The organism is Bacillus sp. FSL E2-0195, assembly GCF_038003645.1.
GTDB lineage: Bacteria > Bacillota > Bacilli > Bacillales > Bacillaceae_G > Bacillus_A > Bacillus_A mycoides.
Window position 1 is genome coordinate 4,654,864 of the sequence record NZ_JBBOPN010000001.1, and the last position, 21,140, is coordinate 4,676,003.

Here is a 21,140-nt window from a genome sequence, read left to right on the forward strand (position 1 = left end):
AAAATAGAGGATTTTGTTTCTCCTTATCTACAGTACAAGTTGCTTCTTTCATTATTTAACTTCTTCATCGCTATAAATTCCATATAATATTCCCCTAAATTTAGCTCGATTCATCATCCCCCTTATTCACTACATACTACACTTCTTTCGGAAGAACAATTTTTTTATACAATTGAACTGTAATGAAATAATAAAACACATAAATGACTAAGAAAATAATAATCGGCAGCCAAATCCGGAAATATGGATTATCTATTAAGAACGAGAACATGTTCATTCCGACTAATACGTGCGTTATACCTACGATCGCTGGGAACAAGAAAATGAAAAATAACTCTTTATAAATTGATTTCGTTAATAGCTCATAACGTACACCAATTTTACGAAGCATTTGATAGCGAATAATATCTTTTGAAGCACCAGAAAGAATTTTAAACATTAAACAACTTGCCAACATTGCTAAGAAAGCTATGCCTAAGAAAAATCCCATAAATACTGTTCCACTGTAAGTACTGTAATATCCTTCATACAGCATATATTTACTCAAAAGATGTACTTCTTTCATATCTTTATATTTAGCTAGCTCTAATTCATCAATTTTTTTCCATTCTTCTTTATACGTTATAAAATTGTCCGTTTTCCCCAGTATTATAATTTCTTCTTTACCTTGTATCCCATCATACATCTTTTGATCTACAATTTTTATCTTTTGACTAGGATTCATATATGTCTTTTGAAGAGACCGTAAAATATTTCCCCATTCTTCTGGAATTACATTGGTATTATTCTCATTTTTTTCTTGGCTATGACTTAAAACGGATCCCGCAATTAGTTCCCTCGAAACAGGAACGAATCGGCTACTATTCTCGTCCTTTCCAGTACGTGTTAGCGGACGATTTCTTTCCAAATCTTCTTTCAACTGATAAATAAACTGCTCATCTACTTTGTATCGATATTCATTCTTTTCTTTAAATGTAATACTATCTAGTATTTTCTTTTCTTCTGCTGTGGGATTTTTAATTTCGACATCATAGTATTCTGCACTCTCCACTATATTTGTAACATTATTTTTTAACGCCATACCACTGGAGATTGCACCCGCACCAAGAGCCACTAACATAGCAACTGTCGCTAATACTTTCGTTAAGCTATTAATAGAGAAACTTAACTGTGCAAACGTAAACGCATTGATTCCTTTTTCACTATGATTTTTATTCGCTTTTAGTTTATTAATAATAATGGGAAGGAATGATGCAAATAGCATGTAAGTTCCTAATGTTACTGTAATTGTAGCAATGATAAATCCTGATTCCTTTAGCTCCTTCATATATATCATCGAAACATAACCAACTACTAATAAAATAATTGATAAAAGTGCTACTATATTCGTTAGTTTCCCTTTAGTAAACGTACGCTCTGTTTGACTATTGGAGTGAACGAGTTGTAATGGCGAATTACGCACTAGTTTCATACCATTCATAATTGCGGACAACATAAATAATGCAATGAAAAAGATGAAAGTAACAACGATTGATGGTACATAAAATGCATGATAACCACCACCAGTAAATTCCAGCTCCTTCATCAGTAAATGTCCAACACCTTGTGCCAAGATTATACCGACTATCACACCTACTATAAGAGATACTATTCCTAATACAATTGTTTCAATAAACATGAGCAATGTAATTTTATGCTTTTTTGCCCCTAATACCATATACATACCAAATTCTTTTTGCCGAAGTGATAATAAAAATGAATTGGCGTATAAAATATAAAATAATGTAATAAATCCTAATAAAAATGAGCCCGTTTGAAAGACGGAAAAAATCCCATCCATAGAATTCCCTTCAATAAACGTTTTATTTAACGCTAACGTTTGAAACATATAAAAAATTGAAATAGACATAATAAGCCCAACTAATAAGACCATATAGTCTTTTCGTTTACTTTTTAGTCCCGACATGGAAAGTTTGAATAACATGTTGAACCTTCTTTCTTATGCTTTTTGTGTGCCTAAATCCGCAAGCACATCTAAAATTTCTTTATAAAACTCATCACGCGTACCTCTGCGATGAATTTCTTTATACAGTTCTCCGTCTTGGATGAATAAAATACGTCGGCAGTAACTCGCACTAAATGGATCATGTGTAACCATCATAATCGAAACATCCTGTTCTTCATTTAAGTTGGTCATCGACTCTAATAAACTTTTCGCATTTTTAGAATCAAGCGCTCCTGTTGGCTCATCTCCTAAAATAATGGCTGGCTCATGTACAAGTGCACGGGCCGCTGCCGAACGTTGTTTTTGTCCACCAGATACTTCGGACGGATATTTTTGAAGAATCTCTGAAATTCCTAACATTTCTGCTACCTTTTTCACCTTTGATTCAATTCTTTTCGAATGAACACCTTGCAGAGAAAGCGGTAATGCAATGTTTTCATAGATTGATAAATTTTCAAGTAAGTTAAAATCTTGAAAGATAAACCCTAGTTTCTCTGAGCGAAAATCAGATAATTCCCCCTGCTTCATTTTCGTAATATCTATTCCAGCAATTTCAACAATTCCACCTGTTGCCTTATCTAATGTAGAAATTACATTCAATACTGTTGTTTTTCCTGAACCAGATGGTCCCATAATTCCAACGAATTCACCCTCTTGAATTGAGAACGATACATTCTTTAGCGCATGTGATTGACTCTCATCTTTTTTACCGTATACCTTTTGTACATTCTTTACCTCTACAACTGATGCTTTCATATATATCCTCCTACACTTCTTTTTCCTATCTTTTATTTTCCCTACATATTTTCCGAGCACTTCTTAACCCATTTCTAAGTATAGATAGCATTTCTTAATAAATAGCAGCGGATATTCTTAACATTTCTTTAAGAATATGAAAAAGCCCCAAGGCTAGTAGCTTGGGACTTTTGATTTCTCTATTCTATTTTGGAGTAAGAAATAAAGTATTTATTTCTCCTCTTTCATCTTAATTTTCGCTTGTTTATAAAAATCTAATTTCTCTTTGTTATATTCTTGTGTATATCTATTAAATTTCTCTTTTTCTCGTTGAATGTCCTCATTCATTTGATTTACACCTTTAATCTTTTCACTAACCTTTTTTAAGTTCGTTTCTTTTTCACCTAAGCTTTTATATAATTCTCTTTCAGATTTCATTAACTTTTGATACGAATCATTTATCTTACTAAAAGATGCATAACGCTTTTTATAAATATCCTGTATGTTTTTCGCTTGTTTCTGAAGAGCTGCATCTTCCATTTTATCTATAGTTTTATGAACTAATTTTACTTCTTCTTGTGCTTTTCCAAAAGCTTCTTTTTCTTTGTTCCATACTTTTTCACGTTCATCAATACTTTTTGTAGCTTGCTCTAACTTCGGCATAATTGCTTGGTTACTATCTTTACCCTCATTTATAATTTGATTGTATAACTCTTGACCTTCTTTTTCTAAGACCTCTAGTTTTTTCGCATCTTCAGAAACCATCTTTTCTTGCTTCATCGCGTTTTCAAATGCGACGTACAATTCTGCTTCTGGCTTTGCGCCAAAACACCCTGTCAATAAGCTTATAGATATAATTCCCGTAATCGCTAACGCTTTATAAGTCAATGTCAATTCCCCCTATGTTACATACGTTTATCATGCATAAAGTTCAATGGGAAATGATCATCTTCATGATATGCTTCAAATTCATACCCTTTTTCTTTTAAACCTTTAATAATAGCAGGTACTGCTGCAACGGACTGCGGATGAATGTCATGCATCAAAATCACTTCTTTTTGATCTGTCGCACCAGCCAGTACATTTTGAACAATTTTTACTGTTGCCGTATTTATCGGCATCCCACTGTATTCCCAATCTAATGAATCAATTGTCCAATCCCATACTTTAAGACCATTTTCTACAACTTTATTACGAAGCTCTTCGTGTAACCCAGGCTTCGAACCATATGGCGGACGTGTGAGTTTTGGTGCATGTCCAAGAATACTAGCAATTAAACTTTGATCCTCTTTCATTTCATCAACATAGCCACCCTGGGCATATAATTTCTTGTTATTATGCGTCATACTATGCATTCCCACATAGTGTCCTTCTACTTCTTCTCGTTTTACTAAATCAGGATATGATTTTACATTTTGACCGATTAGAAAAAATGTTGCTTTCGCATTATTTTCCTTTAATATATCTAGTAACTGTGCCGTATACTTTCCTGGACCATCATCAAAAGTAAGATAGGCAATTTTCCTAGTTTGACCATTAAATTGCGTTGGTGCTACCTTATTCATTTCCACTTTTATTTGTTCATTTGCATACTGAACTGAATTTTCTTGATTTGCTATCGCTTTTGCAGGTGAGGTTATCGATTGAAATACGAAAAAAGCTCCTCCCACTACAACTGTAGCTACTGTCATTACAACTATGTTTTTTATCTTTAACAATTTCCCCATTCTATTAATTCCTTTCTACATCCCTTACTTATTAATGAAATATTAATCTAGCTTTTCAAGTCTTCCTCGTTATATATTTATCTTTCCTTCGGAAGAACAATCCTCTTATATAATTGTACAGTGATTAAATAGTAGACTATATAAATTCCTAGGAATATACAAATCGGCATCCATATGTTCACATATGGATTCACAAAAAATTTAACAAATGTAAATATGTTCATTCCTACCAAAACATGAATGAGACCCAATATTGCTGGAAATAGAAATACGATACCTAATTCTTTATACATAGATTTTATAAGTAATTCTTTACGCACCCCAATTTTTCGAAGCATCTCATACCGCCCTATATCTTTCGTAGCCCCAGAAAGGATTTTAAACATTAAACAACTTGCCATCATAGCTAAAAAAGCAAGACCTAAAAAGAATCCCATAAAGGAAGTTCCTTTTGAAAAGGCGAGCATAGATTCATAATCACCATAGTTCGTTGGTAAATATACATCTGCTTTAGGCCTATTAGTGGCAGCAGCTATTTTTTCAATTTGACGATTATCCATCTCTTTTAACTCTGTTTTATACTGTAAAATATTATCTACTTTAGCAATAAAAAACGTATGCTCATTCCCTTGAATTGTTTCATAACGGTTTTTATCGACAATATAGACAGGCTTACGATCATATACAGTAATATTCGACCTAAAATCACTATCCACAATCTTGTCCCAGTTCATCGGTAACGTAGAACTAGATGGATCAACTTCCTCTCCCTTAAACATCCTATAGCTCGAAGATGGAAGTTGTTCAGAAATATGTGTTGTCTCTTTCTTTCTGAATAGAAGTGGAGGATTCTCTAATAATTCCTCTTTTAAATAGTAAACAGCCTCATTATCAACTTTATATTTATACTGTTTTTTATCTATAATTTTCATTTTTTCCATAGCTTTATAATCCGTTGCTTCTGGATCATGAATTGTAATATCATACCCTGGCATTTTATCTGCTGTAAGGATTACATTTTTCTGTAAAGACATGCCACCGGCCATTGCCCCCACGCCTAGTCCAATTAGCATCGTTACCGTTCCTAATATTTTCGCCAAACTACTTACACGGAACTGCAATTGTGCAAATGTAAATGCACTTAATTTCTTTTCGTTTAAATAGCGCGTTTTTTTTAATCTATTAACAAACGTGGGTAAAAGAGAAATAAATATAAGATATGTTCCCAATGTAATTGTGAATAATGGGAGTAAAATGGCACCAGCACCTTTTATTCCTACAAAGATTACGAAATAATATCCTACACTTAGTCCTAATAAACTAAATAAAGTTAACGCCATTGTGACAGGACCCTTTTTTCGTATCTGCTCCGCCTTTTGCTCTGTACGAATTAAATCTAACTCTGTTTTAAGTGTTATTCGAATTGCATTCACAACAGATGTAAGCAGAAACAATGCACTGAAGAATATAAATGTTATTTTGAATGCAGGACCATAAAAAGCTTGATAACCTTCAGCTGATATTTCCAATTGTTTTGTTAAAAACCCACTTATGAAATTAGAAAGAATAGCTCCGAATACACTACCTAATACTAGTGAAATCATTCCCATGGCTAACGTCTCAAAAAATAAGAGTTGGCTGATTTTACTCTTTTTTGCTCCTAATACAAGATACATGCCAAGTTCTTTCCGCCGGAGTGAGAGGAGAAATGAGTTTGCATAAAAAATATAAAAGAAGGTAATAAACGCCACCAAAATAGATCCTATTTGAAATACAAATACAATTGAACCAATAATGCTGTTATTCATTGTAAATTCTTTATTTAACGCAAGCGTTTGAAACATATAAAATATAGAAATTGAGATTACAAGACCTATTAGTAAAACGATGTAATCCTTTATCATTTTTTTCATACTGGAAATAGAAAGTTTTAATAACATACTCTATGCCCACGCTTCTCTACAGTATGGTGTACTACATTCACCTTTTTACTATGCACTTTTTGCACAACGTTCTCATCAAATATTAAATTTTTCATATTGCCTCCTGTCATATGGCCAGTGTTGCGATTATGCTATTTTTATAGACACTAACTATCATTTTATCTTTTCTTTACAAACAGCAATATTGATTCCCCTTACATTATCCTTACATTTTTGTAATGTATATTTCTAATGAAATTATAATATACGAATTAAATGTTTTATAACCCAATTCATATACCATTACTTTGTTCTCACGAAGATGGCGTCAATAACGTTTTCGAAGAGCCATTATTCTCGCGCTCAAATAATGCATTTACAAATATAAATTCGAAGGATATTGTATAGGTTTTCTAGCCTACTGGAGAGGTTATATAAATAATTAATATTAAAAATGGACAAAAAAAGACCCACTGTAATACTTAATAACTTTGCACTTATCATCAGTTTACCTCTTCATTATAATTGTCCGAGATAAAGATAAGATAAAGATAAAATAAAAACGATATAAAGATATAACTACATATTATTAAATTTAGTACCATTTTATTTTCCCTTATCCCTCTTACTCTTTACTTTACATTAATTCTCTTCGTTTCTAATTCACCTCTCATAGACACTATATAAAACTATTATTTAGGTTCTATTAAAATTACATCTTCTAAATCATATAGATTTGCCTTTGGTTTTGCATAAATAATATAAGCAAGACCATATTGATCTGGTTCTTGCTCTATCACCTCTGCTACTTCAAGACCGGGTGGTATTTTCTGACTTAATTCAGAGGTAATAACGCTATCACCTATTTTTATTTCTTTCGCTTTATCTGATGGAATATTATCAATTCGAAGGGCTTGTTTTTTCTTATCGTACCCTGTAACAAATCCTAAAATAGATGAATCATTTTGGAAGGTGATTGCTAAACGATTTGTTCGTTCATCTTTCGTAATTAATTTCACAACAGATGTATATTGATCTACACTCTCTACCTTTCCGATAAAACCGTTCACTGTAATAACAGCCATATCAGCCTTTACACCATGTTGTGAACCTCTATCGAGAGTAATTTCTCTATACCACTCTTCTGCTACACGGGTTACTACTGTAGCTTGAATGAAATTATATTTTCCCTGTTCCTTTAATTCTTTCGTTTTGTTGATAATTTTAGTAAGGCTTTCTTTCTCCTCACTTAACATTTGCACTTTACTCTTTAACGATTCTTGATGTTCAATTTTCCCTTTCAATACCTGATTCTCTTTATATACTTTATAGATGTCTTCTATATTATGAACAATATTTTGGACATGCTTATTATTTGTACATACATACACCATCAATAAAGCCAAAAGAATAATTGAAAGAAATAATAATATTTTCTTCTTAGAAACCTGCATAATTATCCTGCTACTCCTTACTATTTTTTATCTACATACTATAGAATACTAGTCATTGTACACAGAAGAAATGCAGTTTGGATAAAGTTCAGATAAACTTTATCTTCTTTATAAAAAATTTAGAAATTATCATATACTGCCACTATATTCGAAGCTTGATCGTTACTTTATCCATGGAATGCAACTTATAATTTCTATAACTAATTATGTTTTATTTGTACTTTCTCTTTTACTTTATTAGGTATTTCATCTACTTGTACTTCCTCCCATTTCATACCATAACTTCCTTTAGATCTAATCTTTAAATATGACCCTATTCTTAAATGTTTTGAAGCAGTCATCGCGATCTTTTGCTCTTGACCGGATTCATTATATCCTTTGAATTTATATTGCCATCTACCAAAACCATCTTTCTTAGCCTCAAATTTACCATCATTGTCTACAACAGCATAATAAACATCTTCTTTAATAAATGGATTGAGTTGATCTACAATCGGTCCACCTTTCCCGATAAGTAATGTAACTCCAACTATAATCAATACGATAAACACACTTATTTTTTTCATGAAACTTTCTATTCTCCTCTTCTCAGATACTTCCCCTTAAAGGACTTCCTCTAAATCAATCGCAGCGCTATTACTTATTAAAATGTAACCAAATTTCCTAATGCTCTTCTAATTAAATTGGCAATAAGATAATAAATTGAATAACCCCATTTTCATATTCTGCTCGAATTTCTCCTTTGTGCAATTCAACAATGCTTTTTGCAATTGCAAGCCCCAAACCTGAACCTTCTACAGCTCTACTTCTTGATTGATCTTTTTTATAAAAACGCTCAAACAAATTCTCTAATTCTTTTTTTGTAAATTCTTCACTATGATTCGCTATAGAAATTTTGATATGCTGTTCTTCTCTTTGAAGTAAAACTCGAATTTCTGCTTTATCTATACTGTATTTAATTGCATTTATTAAAAGATTTTCAAACACACGTACCATTTTTTCTGAGTCCACAACAGCATATATACGATCTTCCTGAAATTCTTTCACAAAAGAAAGATTATGCTCCTCCGCTTGTGGTACTAGCTCTTCTATTAACTGATCAAGTAGTTCATTCATACACACTTCTTGCGAATCTAACGCCATATTTTCATCTGTTAGTTTTGTATACTCAAACAAATCCTCTATTAACATCTTCAACTGCTCTGATTTTGAGAAAGCAATTTTTATATACTCATCATGCTGTTCTTTATTTTCATATTTCGCATCACCTAGTAAACGTAAATACCCCATAATAGAAGTAAGTGGTGTTCTTAAATCATGTGATACATTTGTAATCAATTCACTTTTTTGCTTCTCTATTTGTTTTTCCTTTTCTATATTAGCCAAAAGCTTTTCTGCCATTTGATTAATATTAGAAGTTAATAAACCTATTTCATCTTGACCTGCCTGCTTGATTTTATATTGTAAATTACCTTTCGAAAATTCCCTTACTCCTTCTGCCATCGCTTCAATCTGATTCATCTTCCTTTTCGTTATATAAAAGAAAGACAGTATAAAAGTGATAAAACCTAGTAAAGATGGAAATGGGCTACTCTCATTCACTATATACTTCACATTTCCTTGTGGTATACCACTTGCAATGATATACATATTTTTCGTATTAACAGTAACCGGATAAAAGGTTGTAAACTCCTTACGCTTTTGTTCAGTTCCATCTTGAATTAAATTTTGCGCCTCTACATATCGTACTTGATCCATTTTAAAATCCATCACATTACGCATCGTCTCATGAAGATTGATTTGTTCTTCCGGCGCTCCCTTTGTTTTATAAACGACTTTCCCATTCTCATCTATTATTAAAATTTTCAGTTGATTTTGATGATTCGATTGATCAAGCAGTTCTTGTATATTAATTTCCTTACCTTCCTCTGTTATACTTCCAACAAGCCATTGTGTCTGTCCATCAATGGCTTCCATACCTGATGCATAATCAATGATAGAAATTTTATTCGCATCCTCGAAAAAGGAAGATGAAGACCATCCTACTAATACACCGAGTAACGTACAGAAAGTAAATGTAGCAATTAGCTGTATCCGTATACTTTTTTCCAAATAACTCACTGTTTTACCTATCATTTTTTTAAAAATTTGATTCATCCATATTATCGGTTCAAATATCTTTCTCAATCTTGTAGCCAACTCCCCATACTGTTTTAATATAACGAGGCTTTCTTGGAATCGCCTCTATCTTTTCGCGTATTTTCCGAATATGTACCATCACGGTATTATCGGATTGGAAAGCTTGTTCTTTCCATACTCTTTCATAAATCTGCGCTGCATTTAATACCATTCCTTGATTTCGTGCGAGCAATTCTAATACCTCAAACTCTCTCGGTGTCAATTTCACTTCTTCATTTGCAATAATGACCTGACGCGTTACTATATTTATCTTTATATCTCCAACTTCAAATACACTTTCATCTTTTACGCTTGTCCCGCTCATTTTCATATATCTCCGAAGTTGTGATTTAATCCGAGCAATGAGTTCCAGCGGATTAAATGGTTTTGCTACGTAATCATCTGCCCCAGTTGTTAACCCTAAAATCTTGTCCATATCTTGCGTTTTTGCCGACAGCATAATAATAGGCATTTCCGCTATTTCTCTCACTTTCATACACATATGAATGCCATCTATTTTCGGCATCATAATATCAAGTACAATTAGATGCACGTCTCTTTTCTTTACTATTTCTAACCCCTCTTCACCATCTACAGCTTGTAATACTTCGTATCCTTCATTCTTTAAATAGATAGCGATAAGTTTTCTAATTTCCTTCTCATCGTCCACGATTAGTATCGTTCCTTTACTCACAAAATCTCCTCCAGCATCATTTACCAAACTAAGAATGTTGCTTTATTTCACTCACTACTGCATTCTTCTTATGCATATACACATAAGAAATACTACAAACTACAATAACGATGCCACCAAAATATATACCGTACTCGGTCGCAAGGGTTACTATCACTTCTATATGCTTTCCAAATATAGAACCTAGTACAAAATAAACTAACGTCCAGACAAATCCTGTTACATATGAATAAATCGCATATGTCTTAAAAGACATGTTATTCATTCCTACTAAATACGGTACGATATGCCTCACAACAGGTATAAAATAACTTATAACTAATGCATAATGACCATATTTCCCTATCATCTCTTGCGATTTTAGAAGATACTTCATCTTTTTCTTTTTCATCAATTTATTAAGCACTTTTATGCCAAAGATTTTCCCGAGTATATACCCTAAAGAAAGGCCGGATACAACGCCTAAATACGTTAATAAAAAGGCGGGAATCAAATTCAATATACCCATCGATGATACAAATCCACCACTCATTACAATCATTTCATCTGGAATCGGCATACCGATAATACCAAGCCATAAACAAAAAAATAGTGCCCAATAACCATACTGCTCAATGTATGACATTAATTCATGTAGCTCCATTATGCATATGCTCCCCTTAGCTCTTTTTTACAGCTAAAGACGTAAGCTGGTGGGAAATTGAACCACACTTTTTCTAGTGTAATTTCAGGGAAGAAATGCTGTATAAATCCTTTTTTCACAAGTGAATATTGGAATGTAATAAATTCTCCATTCTCATGTATCGTTTCCATTACACTGTTTAAAATGCGCTTTGAAACCTCTTCTGGTAAAGAAGTGAAAGGCAATCCCGATAAGACGTAATCAATACATTCTATATTCAATTGTTCCATATACTTCTTTATATTTTCCGCTGATCCGTGTATAACAATCACGTTCTGCTCATCTTTAAATTTTCTCTTTAACTCTTTGAAAAATACTTCATTAATTTCAATAAGAAGAAATATTGTCTCCTTCTTCTTTCTCTTTATAATTTCTTTCGTAAAGGCTCCTGTACCAGGCCCTAGCTCTACAATGCATTTCGCTCTATTAAAATCAATTACATCTACCATTTTCTTTGCTAATATCTTTGAACTTGGCGCAATCGCACCAGTATGTTTCGGATGTTTAATAAATTCATTTAAGAATGTTATGAGCTGCATATACTCTCTCTCCATTCGTTCAATAGTTTTTAACTTGTGTTTAAGTATAACTATCGTTTCTTAACAAATATTGAGGAGATTTCTTAAGATTTTATGAAGATGAAGGAAATCTTCATCTTTACTATAAACAAACATAAAAAATTGAATTCCAAAGATAAGCGAATCAAACATATACAAATAAGTCAGCTTGTTTATTTACCATGAATGATCATGTTCCTACTCCGATTTTGTATAGCGAAGTTACTATTTTTATGTTAGAATCCTCTAAGATATTTGAAATTAGTATAGAAATCATTTTTGGAGGCTTTATGAATAATCAAAACGATAATAAATCAAATGCATTATTTGCAGCTATACAAATAGTGCTACCACTTTTATTACCTATTCTTGTCCCTACATTTTTAATAGTGGGAATGAAAAAGTGGATGCCCGATGAAGTTAAGTATCCAAGCATAATATCATTGTTCGCATTATGTATGGGATTTTTCATAGTAGGAATTCTCTTCTCTATTGTTTTACGTTTATGTAAATTATCTGAGGAAAAATTAAAGGAATTAGGATTTTTAGGATTTACACTTTCGGCTGTTAGCACATTTCTAAGTTTTTATGTAGGTTACTTTTGGTTGGCAGACCTTAACTTCACATCAGTTGAATTATCACCTCATGCCGTATTAATTTTCGCTATTCTATGTACCTTGCTATTGGAAGGTATTTTTAAAGTAATGGACATGTTTGATAGTTCGGACGAAAATAAAGCTCACGTATAGACAAAAAAGCATTCGACTAACATGTTAGTCGGATGCTTTTTTACTAAGATAAAACAACTCTTTCATTACTTCGCGCTCACAATCTTATAATAAGAGCGAACTGTTAAGAAGTAATATCCGATATAAATAACGCTGTATACTCCGATACTAATTAGAAGCGGAATCATAATTTCAAATGGTAGTATGTTCCCTAAACCTTTTAATGCAAACAAACTGTGTAGAATTCCGATTACTAGTGGAATTGCAAAGATAAAGCTCACTTGTTTTGCAATAGCTTTTTTCATTTCTTGTTTCGTTACACCGACTTTATGAAGGACAACGTAACGCTCACGATCTGCACTTGCTTCTGTTAGCTGTTTGAAGTAAATAATAGAACCTGTTGCTAGTAAGAATACAAGTCCTAAGAACATTCCGATGAACATCATTAGTCCAGTTGCTTCAAGTCCCATATGGAAACCAGTATAGAAGTCTCTAAATGGTGGTGCCATTTCTGATTCACTAGCTGGCATCACTTTTGTTAATTTTTCTGTTAATACTTTACTGTTTCTTTCATCTTTTACATCAATATTTTTTACAACACGTGTTCCAAATGCTTGCTTCGCCTGTTCATACATTTCATCTGAAACGACAACAACTAATTCACCTAAGTTCGTAATTGCATTATTATTTGCACCTTGGATCGTCAATGTCTTCGTTTCATTTCCAATTTGGAATACCGCTTTATTTCCTTTATATTCAGGGCTAAACTCATACCCTTCAATATAAGAACTATCATATATAAATGCTTCGCCAGTAGCTATATTCACTGTTTCCGCATCGATTTTTTTCGCAAGTTTGTTGAATTCAGATTGAGATATAAATTGATATTTCTCTGAGATACTGTAGTTCATATTAAAGATGAAATCGACTTTAGCTCCTTCAAACTTTCCTTTTACAGGAACCATCTCAACTTCAAATTGATCTTTTACAGGGTGATTCTCTTTCTCTTCAGCAAAAATCGCATTTACTTTCTTATCTAGTTCTGCATCTTTCTTCTCATAAGAGTAGCTGTATGGTGCAACTGCTTTTGATTGTGTAAATGTGTTGTAATACATCGTAACTGACGTACCAACCGCCGTTAATGTTACTGCACTTAAAATAGAAATTGTCGCAAGTGACTTTGCATTTCCTTTAATACGATATAGTAACTGTGACGTCGTTATCATATTCATACCGTTATAAAACGATGATTTATTATTTCTTGCACGTTTCAATACGAATACTGTAAAGAACATAAATAGTAAATACGTACCTAATACTGTCGCAAGTAATATATAAAGTGCGACTGCCATAAAGTTTGCATACATAACTGCCTTCATAAACATTAACGCTAAGAAATAACCTGAGCCGATTAAGAAAACTGAAATTAACGCCATAATTACGGATCCTTTTGGCATTGCTTCTCCTTCACGCTCTGCGCGGAAAAGTTCAATTAACTTAAAGCGATAAATTAAACGATACCCTTGAAGTGATGTATATAAAATAATCACAAAGAAAATAATTGCTGTATCAATAATCGCAGCCATCGGTACTTCAAAATGAACATTTAAGTTTAATCCCATCATACTTACTAGTAGTTCAAGGAATAGTTTCGAAAGGACGCTACCGATCGCAATCCCGATAATTAAAGACATTAATCCCATTAACATATTTTCATAAAAGAGCATTTTACCGATCTGTCTTTTTCGGATACCAAGTAACGAATATAGCCCAACTTCTTTTTTACGTTTTCTTGTAAAGAAACCGTTCGAATATATAATAAACACTGCTACGAAAATGATTAGCATTACACTGGAAACTTGGAATGCACCGCTAATCTTTTTTGATGCTTCCGCTGCTTTTTCCATTTGTGAATTATATTGCAGTGCTTTAAATGTAAAGTAAATTACGATACTAAATATCATAGATGCAAAATATACAAAGTAGTCTTTAAAGTTCCGCTGTATGTTGCGGAGGGCAATGCTAGATAAGGTCATCAGCCATACCTCCAGAAATGGAAGACATTACGTCAACGACTTTTTGGAAGAACTGTTTACGTGTTAATTCACCACGGTGTAATTCTTTATATAACTCACCATCTTTAATGAAAATAACTCGTTTACAATAACTAGCCGCAAACGCATCATGCGTTACCATTAAAATTGTAGAATTATCATATTCATTTAACGACTTCATACTTTCTAATAAATCTGTCGCTGATTTAGAATCAAGTGCTCCAGTCGGCTCGTCCCCAAATATCATACTAGGACTTGTAACGATCGCACGCGATGCTGCGCAGCGCTGCTTCTGTCCACCGGATACTTGATATGGGAACTGACTTAAAATATGATCAATACCGAATTTCTTTGAGATTTCAAGAACGCGGCGATCAATCTCACTCGCTTTCACCTTTGATAACGCAAGAGGTAACGCAATATTCTCTTTCACCGTTAACGTATCTAATAAGTTATAATCTTGGAAAATGAACCCTAAATGATCACGGCGGAATAACGCTAGCTTATCATCGTTCATCTTCACGATGTCTTTTCCATCAATTAAAATCTCACCGTTCGTCGCATTATCAATTGTAGAAAGAACATTTAAAAGAGTCGTCTTACCCGAACCAGAAGGTCCCATAATTCCAACGAACTCACCTTCTTTTACTTGTAAGTTAATACCTTTTAAAGCTGCAAATTTATTCCCACCTGTGTCATATACTTTTTCAATATTTTTTGCTTCTAACACTGTTTTCATCTCGACATCCCTCATTTCTTCTATTCTCTATTTTCAACTATATACACTCTCTACTCTTGCCACTATCGATGTTTCTTACACAAACATGACAGTTATGTAAGGCACATAAGTAAAGACATCAGAATTTAACCTAATGTACTAAAGTACTTTGTTACTATAACATTGGGATATCATGCCATCCATTCATTCTCCTTACAGGAACATTACAATTTTGTAAGGTTAAAAATGCCCCCACAAAGTTGTGCATGAAATGTCGGATGGAGCTATTTCGTTCCTGATATTCTATATACAAAGGAGGTCATATAATGGATTCACTTAAAAATATGAATGCGGCAATGCAGTATATTGAAGACAACCTTACACACGAAATTGATTTTAAAGAAGTCGCAAAAATAGCTTTCTGCTCCGAATATCATTTCAAAAGAATGTTTTCTTTTCTAGCTGGCATATCACTATCAGAATATATTCGCTGTAGACGTCTTACCCTTGCTGCCTTTGAACTAACAGATAGCAATGCAAAAGTCATTGATGTCGCTATAAAATATGGCTACAACTCACCAGATTCATTTACACGTGCATTTCAAAATTTGCACGGAATAACGCCTTCAGAAGCTCGAAGTACTAGTCGTTCTTTGAAAGCTTATTCACCAATGACCTTCCAACTATCCATTCAAGGAGGAAATGAAATGAACTATCGAATTGAAGAAAAAGGGCCATTTCAAATCATTGGTATACAAAAACGAGTACCGATTGTTTTTAACGGTGTAAACGAAGAAATTGCTTCTATGTGGAAAAGTTTAGACAGCCAATCAATCGAAACATTAAAGTCCCTTTCAAATATTGAACCTACCGGAATTATTAGTGCTTCTACGAATTTTTCTGAAGGAAGAATGGAGGAAAAAGGCGAACTCGATCACTATATTGGAGTAGCCACAACGAAAGATTGTCCAAAGCAATTCAAACAACTTGAAGTCGCAGCTTCAACATGGGCTATATTTGAAGCTGTCGGTCCATTTCCTGATGCATTACAAAATGTGTGGGGACGTATTTATTCCGAATGGTTCCCTTCTTCGAACTATGAACTAGCGGAAGGACCGGAAATATTGTGGAATGAAAGTAAAGACGTATCATCGCCGAATTTCAGAAGCGAGATATGGGTACCTGTTTTAAAAAAGTAATATAAAGGTCTAAAATTTTTCAAAATAAAGAAGCTGCTCTTCCTCTTTAAAGGAAAAGCAGCTTTTTATTTTATACTTCTTCTCGACTCGTTCTTATACAAGAAAATAGTAATAATCGCAAGCACTATAATAACTACCAAAGTAAATACTCTATAGTTCGAGATCGTAGCAGTACCGATTAACAAGGCAGGTATAACAGCTGTAATTAAGCCACCAAACATACCGACAAACGATCCTACACTTTGTTTTACTATTTGAGTTTCTGATACCCAATCATAATAACCAAATCGATTATTAATAAAAATCCCCCATACTGCCGAAAAGAATGAATATGTTATCGGTGTTATTACGATGAAAAGAGAACTCCAAACATCTAGTTTTAACCCTATTATCAGTAATACAGCACTAATAAGTGATGCAGGTATACTTAATGAAAGATTCATAAGAATTTTACTGTCATAAATCATCTTTGGCGCTATAGGCAACGACTTAATAATCCATACATTTTTTCCTTCTAATGACAATGATACACATGTTGTACACGTCATCGAAATCGCTGCTGCAATAGCAAATGGCGCAACCTTTTGCAACAGGGCCTCAATTCCAGGATACGCTATTAATTGACTTGGCCCTACTACAACTATAGCTAGTGCGAAAGCTAGCGCCATCACAACTCCCATTCCGCTATTTACCACATACACTGTAGAAGAAAAGAAACGCTTCAGTTCTTTTTTATACAATGCGGCCAATACACTTTCTTTTCTCATGCTATGAATTTCATAATTTGAAAGCATATGATAAGTGGTAATCTCTGTATTTATTTGCTTATATTTTAACGAAAGGATTTTTACAAAAAGATAATACCAAATAACCGATATCCCAACAAACAGGATGAAAGCTACAATATCAGCATGAACAATTGCTTTTTGAAACATGTTAGCTAATGGATACACTTTAGTTAGTTGCTCTGAAATAATTGCACCTATTCCGTTCATATCATTAAGACTATATTGAGCATTTCCGCTTTTTAGCATAAAGAAACCGAATGTAATAATTACTATAAAACTTAAAGTCGTAGTTATTTTATTCGTATTTTTAAATTTAGAAGCGATTGCCGTAATCGCAGCTCCAAAAATCGCTGCTATTGTTGTTGGAATTAAAGATGCTATAAACATACTGATGAACCACATAAAGTAAAAAGAAACTGATGGCCTCTCATGTATGCCATAAACAACTCCCATTGGTAGCATGATTATGATTGAAAAGATCGTATTCAGCAAATATAAATACAAAAACCTACTTGTAATAACCGTACTTACACGAATCGGTAATGACATTAAAAGATCGTAATCCTTAAAAGCAAAAATCTCTCCATTTGCCTTAAATATAGTGAAAAACAACGTCAATACACTGCTAATAACTAGTGCATAAACTGGGATAATTTCACTTATTCCTAGTCTCACCAATCCATATGCCGAGGCCCCACAATATAGCATTAACATGACACCAACTAAGGCAATAGATGCTGACAGTAAAATCTTATTCTGCTTCTTCTTTTTATCTTTTTCGTATTTAAAAGTATTTAAACCAAGCTGCGTTATCAAGCGGATTTTTAAAAGACCTAGACTACTAATATTCATTAGCAAGCTCCTTCATAAAGAGCTCTTCCAATGATCCTTCCTTTATTAAAGAATTCACTTCCCCTGAAAGTGCTAATTTCCCTCTATTAATCATCGCTATTTTATTACATAACTTCTCCGCCACATCTAAAACATGCGTAGAAAAGAAAATCGCACTTCCCTTTTCACAAAGCTCCTTCATAATACCTTTCAATACTACAGCAGCCTTTGGATCAAGACCGACGAAGGGTTCATCTAAAACTAATAATTTCGGTTTATGCAAAACCGCTGATATAATCGCCACTTTTTGTTTCATACCATGTGAATAAGAAGATATTAAATCACCTAGGTACGGTGTAATCTCAAAAGCATCTCCATACTTTTGTATCTCCTTTTCCCGATCTTTTGCAGACACTTTAAACACATCCGCAACAAAGTTTAAATATTGAATTCCTGTTAATTGCTCATATAAATCTGGATTATCGGGAATATACGCCACTACTCTCTTACATGCAATCGGATCCTTTTTTACTGAATATCCATCAACAAAAATTTCACCCTCTTCAAAATCTATAACTCCAACTAACGACTTAATTGTTGTACTTTTCCCCGCACCGTTATGCCCAATAAATCCAAAGATATCTCCTGCTTGAACAGTAATATTTAACTGATCTACTGCTTTTTTGCCACCTTTGTATGTCTTACTAAAATTTATAATTTCTAACATGTGATTTCCCCCAAACTATCTTTTTAACTGAATTTTCAGACCCAAAAGCAAAAAATTTACTCAGCGAGCTTTTTCGTTATCCCCACTGAGTATTAAAATTTCTTAACACATAGAAACTATAAATATAAAATTTGACTAGTACAGTTCAATCCCTTATTGCTCACAATTGCATTTCTTTTTTATAAATAGCATATGACTTTATCGTTGATATGAAGATGCATATTAATATTATTCCAATCCCCATAAAAATATTGAATGGATCTGGAAGTACCGCCCCAGCATATATACAAAGTGCACCTATTACAAATACCTTCGAAGCAAATCTGTGTGTTTTTCTCCAAACTACAGGATTTTCTAATGTCCAGTCCACCCGGATTCCTACTAAGCCATTTGGCTTCGTTTGTTGCATATAATTGCCGAGTACTAAAAACAATGTTCCAAGTCCGAAATTAAATGCAATGGAGCCCGATGCAATATAATTAGACACTGCTAATAGCGCAAATCTATTACAGCCGAACCCTATCAAAAGAATTGCATAATGGATTGCAGAAAGGACTTTAGCATGCTGTTTATACTTATCTTTCGTTACATCAATATACCCCATAGCTAGCCATATCAAATACAGCAACACCATACTACCTATTGAAACTGAACTCGCTTCTACTTTAGAAAAATATCCATCTACCATTCCTGCAGCATTATAATGACGTGGAATTTGTTTCGGTAAATAAGGCCATACAATGTACCAGCCAATTGCAATTGCAATAATTAAACTCCATGGTAATACGTGTCTTTTCATCCTCTCTCCCCCATAAATTTTATATTAAGCCCCTATCTCTTTCTTATAAGCAACATAGGAATATCCCATCGTTAGTCCTACTGCACCAATAATAATTCCAGCCATTACGAAAGATTTCCATGCTACCGGCGCGAAAACACTTAAAATCATAATGATTCCTAATGCAACAAACACCTTTCCACTAAAACGGTGTGTTTTTCTCCATACTTCTTCGTTACTTAACGTCCACGGTGTTTTTATGCCTACAAAGTAATTTGGTTTACATTGTGGTAAATAGTTTCCGATAACTATGAATAGAATACCAACTAATAATTCAGGCATGCGATTAATGAATAAGTTATATCCTAGTCCACTTGTAATAATATCTATATTTCCTACAAATAGTAGCAATAGTATCCCGTTATTCATCATCATAAAAGCTTTAGAAAATTTCTCGTAATTTGCTTTCCTTGGATCAATCTTTGGTATCACATTTAGAAATACATATAACGCAATCATAATTCCAACCATAGAAATCATTCCATATAATTTAGAAGAATAACCATCTACCTTACCACCACTCCAATGTGTCGCGATTGTATCCGGCAAATGTGGCCAAGCAAACGCCCAAGCTATACAAGTTATAAGAATTAATATAATTGCAAAAAGATGCTTTTTCATTTCCCCTCTTCCCCCTTATTTGTAAATGTAAACACCCAAGTCAATAAATCTTGAAAGACAGTTGTGTTCAAAGAGTACACAACGAATTGCCCTCTTTTTTCATCTTGAATAAGTTCAGCATTTTTAAGTGCATTTAAGTGGTGTGAAATACTTGGCTTTGTCATGTTGAACTGTTCAGCAATTTCCCCAGCAGTTAAATCGCCTTCTTTTAATAAATCTAAAATTTTTCGCCTTGTTGGGTCTGCTAATGCTTTGAATGCTTGATTCAATGTCTTTCTTCCTTTCACTAATTAGACGTTTAGATATTTATCTAAATGTTAAAATGATTTCAGTCAATTGTCAATTATATATAAGGCCCTTTTTACTTTTTCCACTTTTGACCCATACTGTTTACTATATAAATCCTGTTTAATCTTTCATCATATAAATACGCCACAACTATGCTATGTATAACAAAAAAGGAAAGCCTATTCATTTGATTTCTTTGTTTTTACTTCGTACGGGGCAAAAAAGGCTCTGACCGCTTCTATGCATGGCTGGATCCTCTCTCTCCCCTAAAAAGACAAGTTCTATGTCGTCTTTTAAACTTTTATATTTATATAGCTCTCATTTCAACATAATGAAAAGACTTGAAACACATGATACACTATAGCTACAATTGTTTTTTTAGGAGGAATATACA

Annotated in this window: 20 protein-coding genes; 2 read left to right on the forward strand and 18 right to left on the reverse strand. The window is 33.3% G+C overall.

The genetic code is table 11. From position 1 onward, the window contains the following. Positions 1–136: 136 nt before the first annotated feature. The 11 genes from MHH59_RS24105 to MHH59_RS24155 form a co-directional block, all read right to left on the reverse strand. Positions 137–1,984, reverse strand: coding sequence for an FtsX-like permease family protein (locus MHH59_RS24105; protein ID WP_033731510.1), 1,848 nt, complete (start codon positions 1,982–1,984; stop codon positions 137–139). Positions 1,985–1,999: 15 nt separating this feature from the next. After that, positions 2,000–2,761: an ABC transporter ATP-binding protein gene (locus MHH59_RS24110; protein WP_340852542.1), complete on the reverse strand. Its 762-nt coding sequence runs from the start codon at positions 2,759–2,761 to the stop codon at positions 2,000–2,002. Positions 2,762–2,971: 210 nt separating this feature from the next. Continuing rightward, positions 2,972–3,628 carry a YkyA family protein gene (locus tag MHH59_RS24115; protein ID WP_033731514.1) on the reverse strand — a complete coding sequence of 219 codons (657 nt, stop codon included), beginning with the start codon at positions 3,626–3,628 and terminating at the stop codon, positions 2,972–2,974. Between the two features lie 17 nt (positions 3,629–3,645). Then, on the reverse strand, positions 3,646–4,467 hold the full coding sequence (locus MHH59_RS24120) for a peptidoglycan-N-acetylglucosamine deacetylase (protein WP_340852546.1): 822 nt from the start codon (positions 4,465–4,467) through the stop codon (positions 3,646–3,648). A 77-nt stretch (positions 4,468–4,544) separates the two neighbouring features. Further along, positions 4,545–6,407, reverse strand: a complete 1,863-nt coding sequence (locus MHH59_RS24125; protein WP_340852547.1) for an ABC transporter permease — start codon at positions 6,405–6,407, stop codon at positions 4,545–4,547. 674 nt (positions 6,408–7,081) lie between these two features. Then, positions 7,082–7,843, reverse strand: a complete 762-nt coding sequence (gene mreC / locus MHH59_RS24130) for a rod shape-determining protein MreC (protein WP_003192006.1) — start codon at positions 7,841–7,843, stop codon at positions 7,082–7,084. Between the two features lie 200 nt (positions 7,844–8,043). Beyond that, on the reverse strand, positions 8,044–8,409 hold the full coding sequence (locus MHH59_RS24135) for a YxeA family protein (RefSeq protein ID WP_003192005.1): 366 nt from the start codon (positions 8,407–8,409) through the stop codon (positions 8,044–8,046). 112 nt (positions 8,410–8,521) lie between these two features. Continuing rightward, the gene (locus MHH59_RS24140) at positions 8,522–10,030 is read right to left on the reverse strand and encodes a sensor histidine kinase (protein ID WP_016127568.1); all 1,509 of its coding nucleotides are present in this window, start codon (positions 10,028–10,030) and stop codon (positions 8,522–8,524) included. Beyond that, positions 10,014–10,715 (reverse strand): response regulator transcription factor, encoded by a 702-nt coding sequence (locus MHH59_RS24145; RefSeq protein WP_000033680.1) that lies wholly within the window; start codon positions 10,713–10,715, stop codon positions 10,014–10,016. Before MHH59_RS24145 ends, MHH59_RS24140 begins: the two co-directional genes overlap by 17 nt. A gap of 28 nt (positions 10,716–10,743) precedes the next feature. Further along, positions 10,744–11,358 (reverse strand): DedA family protein, encoded by a 615-nt coding sequence (locus MHH59_RS24150; protein WP_000418950.1) that lies wholly within the window; start codon positions 11,356–11,358, stop codon positions 10,744–10,746. After that, positions 11,358–11,936: a class I SAM-dependent methyltransferase gene (locus tag MHH59_RS24155; RefSeq protein ID WP_002129619.1), complete on the reverse strand. Its 579-nt coding sequence runs from the start codon at positions 11,934–11,936 to the stop codon at positions 11,358–11,360. The genes MHH59_RS24150 and MHH59_RS24155 overlap by 1 nt, the downstream gene beginning before the upstream one ends. Before the next feature lie 308 nt (positions 11,937–12,244). Here MHH59_RS24155 and MHH59_RS24160 point away from each other — a divergent pair, with 308 nt between their 5' ends. Next, on the forward strand, positions 12,245–12,703 hold the full coding sequence (locus MHH59_RS24160; protein WP_001064712.1) for a hypothetical protein: 459 nt from the start codon (positions 12,245–12,247) through the stop codon (positions 12,701–12,703). 65 nt (positions 12,704–12,768) lie between these two features. On the opposite strand, the gene MHH59_RS24165 is transcribed toward MHH59_RS24160, so the two are convergent. Then, positions 12,769–14,718: an ABC transporter permease gene (locus tag MHH59_RS24165; RefSeq protein ID WP_000176129.1), complete on the reverse strand. Its 1,950-nt coding sequence runs from the start codon at positions 14,716–14,718 to the stop codon at positions 12,769–12,771. Beyond that, a complete protein-coding gene (locus tag MHH59_RS24170) occupies positions 14,705–15,475 on the reverse strand; it encodes an ABC transporter ATP-binding protein (protein WP_000859658.1) in 771 nt (256 codons plus the stop codon). Before MHH59_RS24170 ends, MHH59_RS24165 begins: the two co-directional genes overlap by 14 nt. A gap of 305 nt (positions 15,476–15,780) precedes the next feature. On the opposite strand from MHH59_RS24170, the gene MHH59_RS24175 reads away from it, so the two are divergent. Next, positions 15,781–16,653: an AraC family transcriptional regulator gene (locus tag MHH59_RS24175; protein WP_002191023.1), complete on the forward strand. Its 873-nt coding sequence runs from the start codon at positions 15,781–15,783 to the stop codon at positions 16,651–16,653. Positions 16,654–16,718: 65 nt separating this feature from the next. On the opposite strand, the gene MHH59_RS24180 is transcribed toward MHH59_RS24175, so the two are convergent. The 5 genes from MHH59_RS24180 to MHH59_RS24200 form a co-directional block, all read right to left on the reverse strand. Beyond that, positions 16,719–18,293 carry a hypothetical protein gene (locus MHH59_RS24180; RefSeq protein ID WP_016127569.1) on the reverse strand — a complete coding sequence of 525 codons (1,575 nt, stop codon included), beginning with the start codon at positions 18,291–18,293 and terminating at the stop codon, positions 16,719–16,721. Continuing rightward, complete coding sequence (locus tag MHH59_RS24185) at positions 18,283–18,999, reverse strand: ABC transporter ATP-binding protein (protein ID WP_002167491.1); 717 nt, start codon at positions 18,997–18,999, stop codon at positions 18,283–18,285. The genes MHH59_RS24180 and MHH59_RS24185 overlap by 11 nt, the downstream gene beginning before the upstream one ends. 160 nt (positions 19,000–19,159) lie before the next feature. Then, a complete protein-coding gene (locus MHH59_RS24190; RefSeq protein ID WP_340852554.1) occupies positions 19,160–19,798 on the reverse strand; it encodes an SdpI family protein in 639 nt (212 codons plus the stop codon). Between the two features lie 24 nt (positions 19,799–19,822). Then, on the reverse strand, positions 19,823–20,458 hold the full coding sequence (locus MHH59_RS24195) for an SdpI family protein (protein ID WP_002143549.1): 636 nt from the start codon (positions 20,456–20,458) through the stop codon (positions 19,823–19,825). Then, positions 20,455–20,727, reverse strand: coding sequence for an autorepressor SdpR family transcription factor (locus MHH59_RS24200; RefSeq protein ID WP_001070538.1), 273 nt, complete (start codon positions 20,725–20,727; stop codon positions 20,455–20,457). Before MHH59_RS24200 ends, MHH59_RS24195 begins: the two co-directional genes overlap by 4 nt. Positions 20,728–21,140 lie beyond the last annotated feature (413 nt).

Coding starts and splice junctions, on each gene's coding strand:
- MHH59_RS24105 (WP_033731510.1), bottom strand. CDS start 1,984: ATGTTATTCAAACTTTCCATGTCGGGACTAAAAAGTAAACGAAAAGAC.
- MHH59_RS24110 (WP_340852542.1), bottom strand. CDS start 2,761: ATGAAAGCATCAGTTGTAGAGGTAAAGAATGTACAAAAGGTATACGGT.
- MHH59_RS24120 (WP_340852546.1), bottom strand. CDS start 4,467: ATGGGGAAATTGTTAAAGATAAAAAACATAGTTGTAATGACAGTAGCT.
- MHH59_RS24125 (WP_340852547.1), bottom strand. CDS start 6,407: ATGTTATTAAAACTTTCTATTTCCAGTATGAAAAAAATGATAAAGGAT.
- mreC (WP_003192006.1), bottom strand. CDS start 7,843: ATGCAGGTTTCTAAGAAGAAAATATTATTATTTCTTTCAATTATTCTT.
- MHH59_RS24135 (WP_003192005.1), bottom strand. CDS start 8,409: ATGAAAAAAATAAGTGTGTTTATCGTATTGATTATAGTTGGAGTTACA.
- MHH59_RS24150 (WP_000418950.1), bottom strand. CDS start 11,358: ATGGAGCTACATGAATTAATGTCATACATTGAGCAGTATGGTTATTGG.
- MHH59_RS24155 (WP_002129619.1), bottom strand. CDS start 11,936: ATGCAGCTCATAACATTCTTAAATGAATTTATTAAACATCCGAAACAT.
- MHH59_RS24160 (WP_001064712.1), top strand. CDS start 12,245: ATGAATAATCAAAACGATAATAAATCAAATGCATTATTTGCAGCTATA.
- MHH59_RS24165 (WP_000176129.1), bottom strand. CDS start 14,718: ATGACCTTATCTAGCATTGCCCTCCGCAACATACAGCGGAACTTTAAA.
- MHH59_RS24170 (WP_000859658.1), bottom strand. CDS start 15,475: ATGAAAACAGTGTTAGAAGCAAAAAATATTGAAAAAGTATATGACACA.
- MHH59_RS24175 (WP_002191023.1), top strand. CDS start 15,781: ATGGATTCACTTAAAAATATGAATGCGGCAATGCAGTATATTGAAGAC.
- MHH59_RS24180 (WP_016127569.1), bottom strand. CDS start 18,293: ATGAATATTAGTAGTCTAGGTCTTTTAAAAATCCGCTTGATAACGCAG.
- MHH59_RS24185 (WP_002167491.1), bottom strand. CDS start 18,999: ATGTTAGAAATTATAAATTTTAGTAAGACATACAAAGGTGGCAAAAAA.
- MHH59_RS24190 (WP_340852554.1), bottom strand. CDS start 19,798: ATGAAAAGACACGTATTACCATGGAGTTTAATTATTGCAATTGCAATT.
- MHH59_RS24195 (WP_002143549.1), bottom strand. CDS start 20,458: ATGAAAAAGCATCTTTTTGCAATTATATTAATTCTTATAACTTGTATA.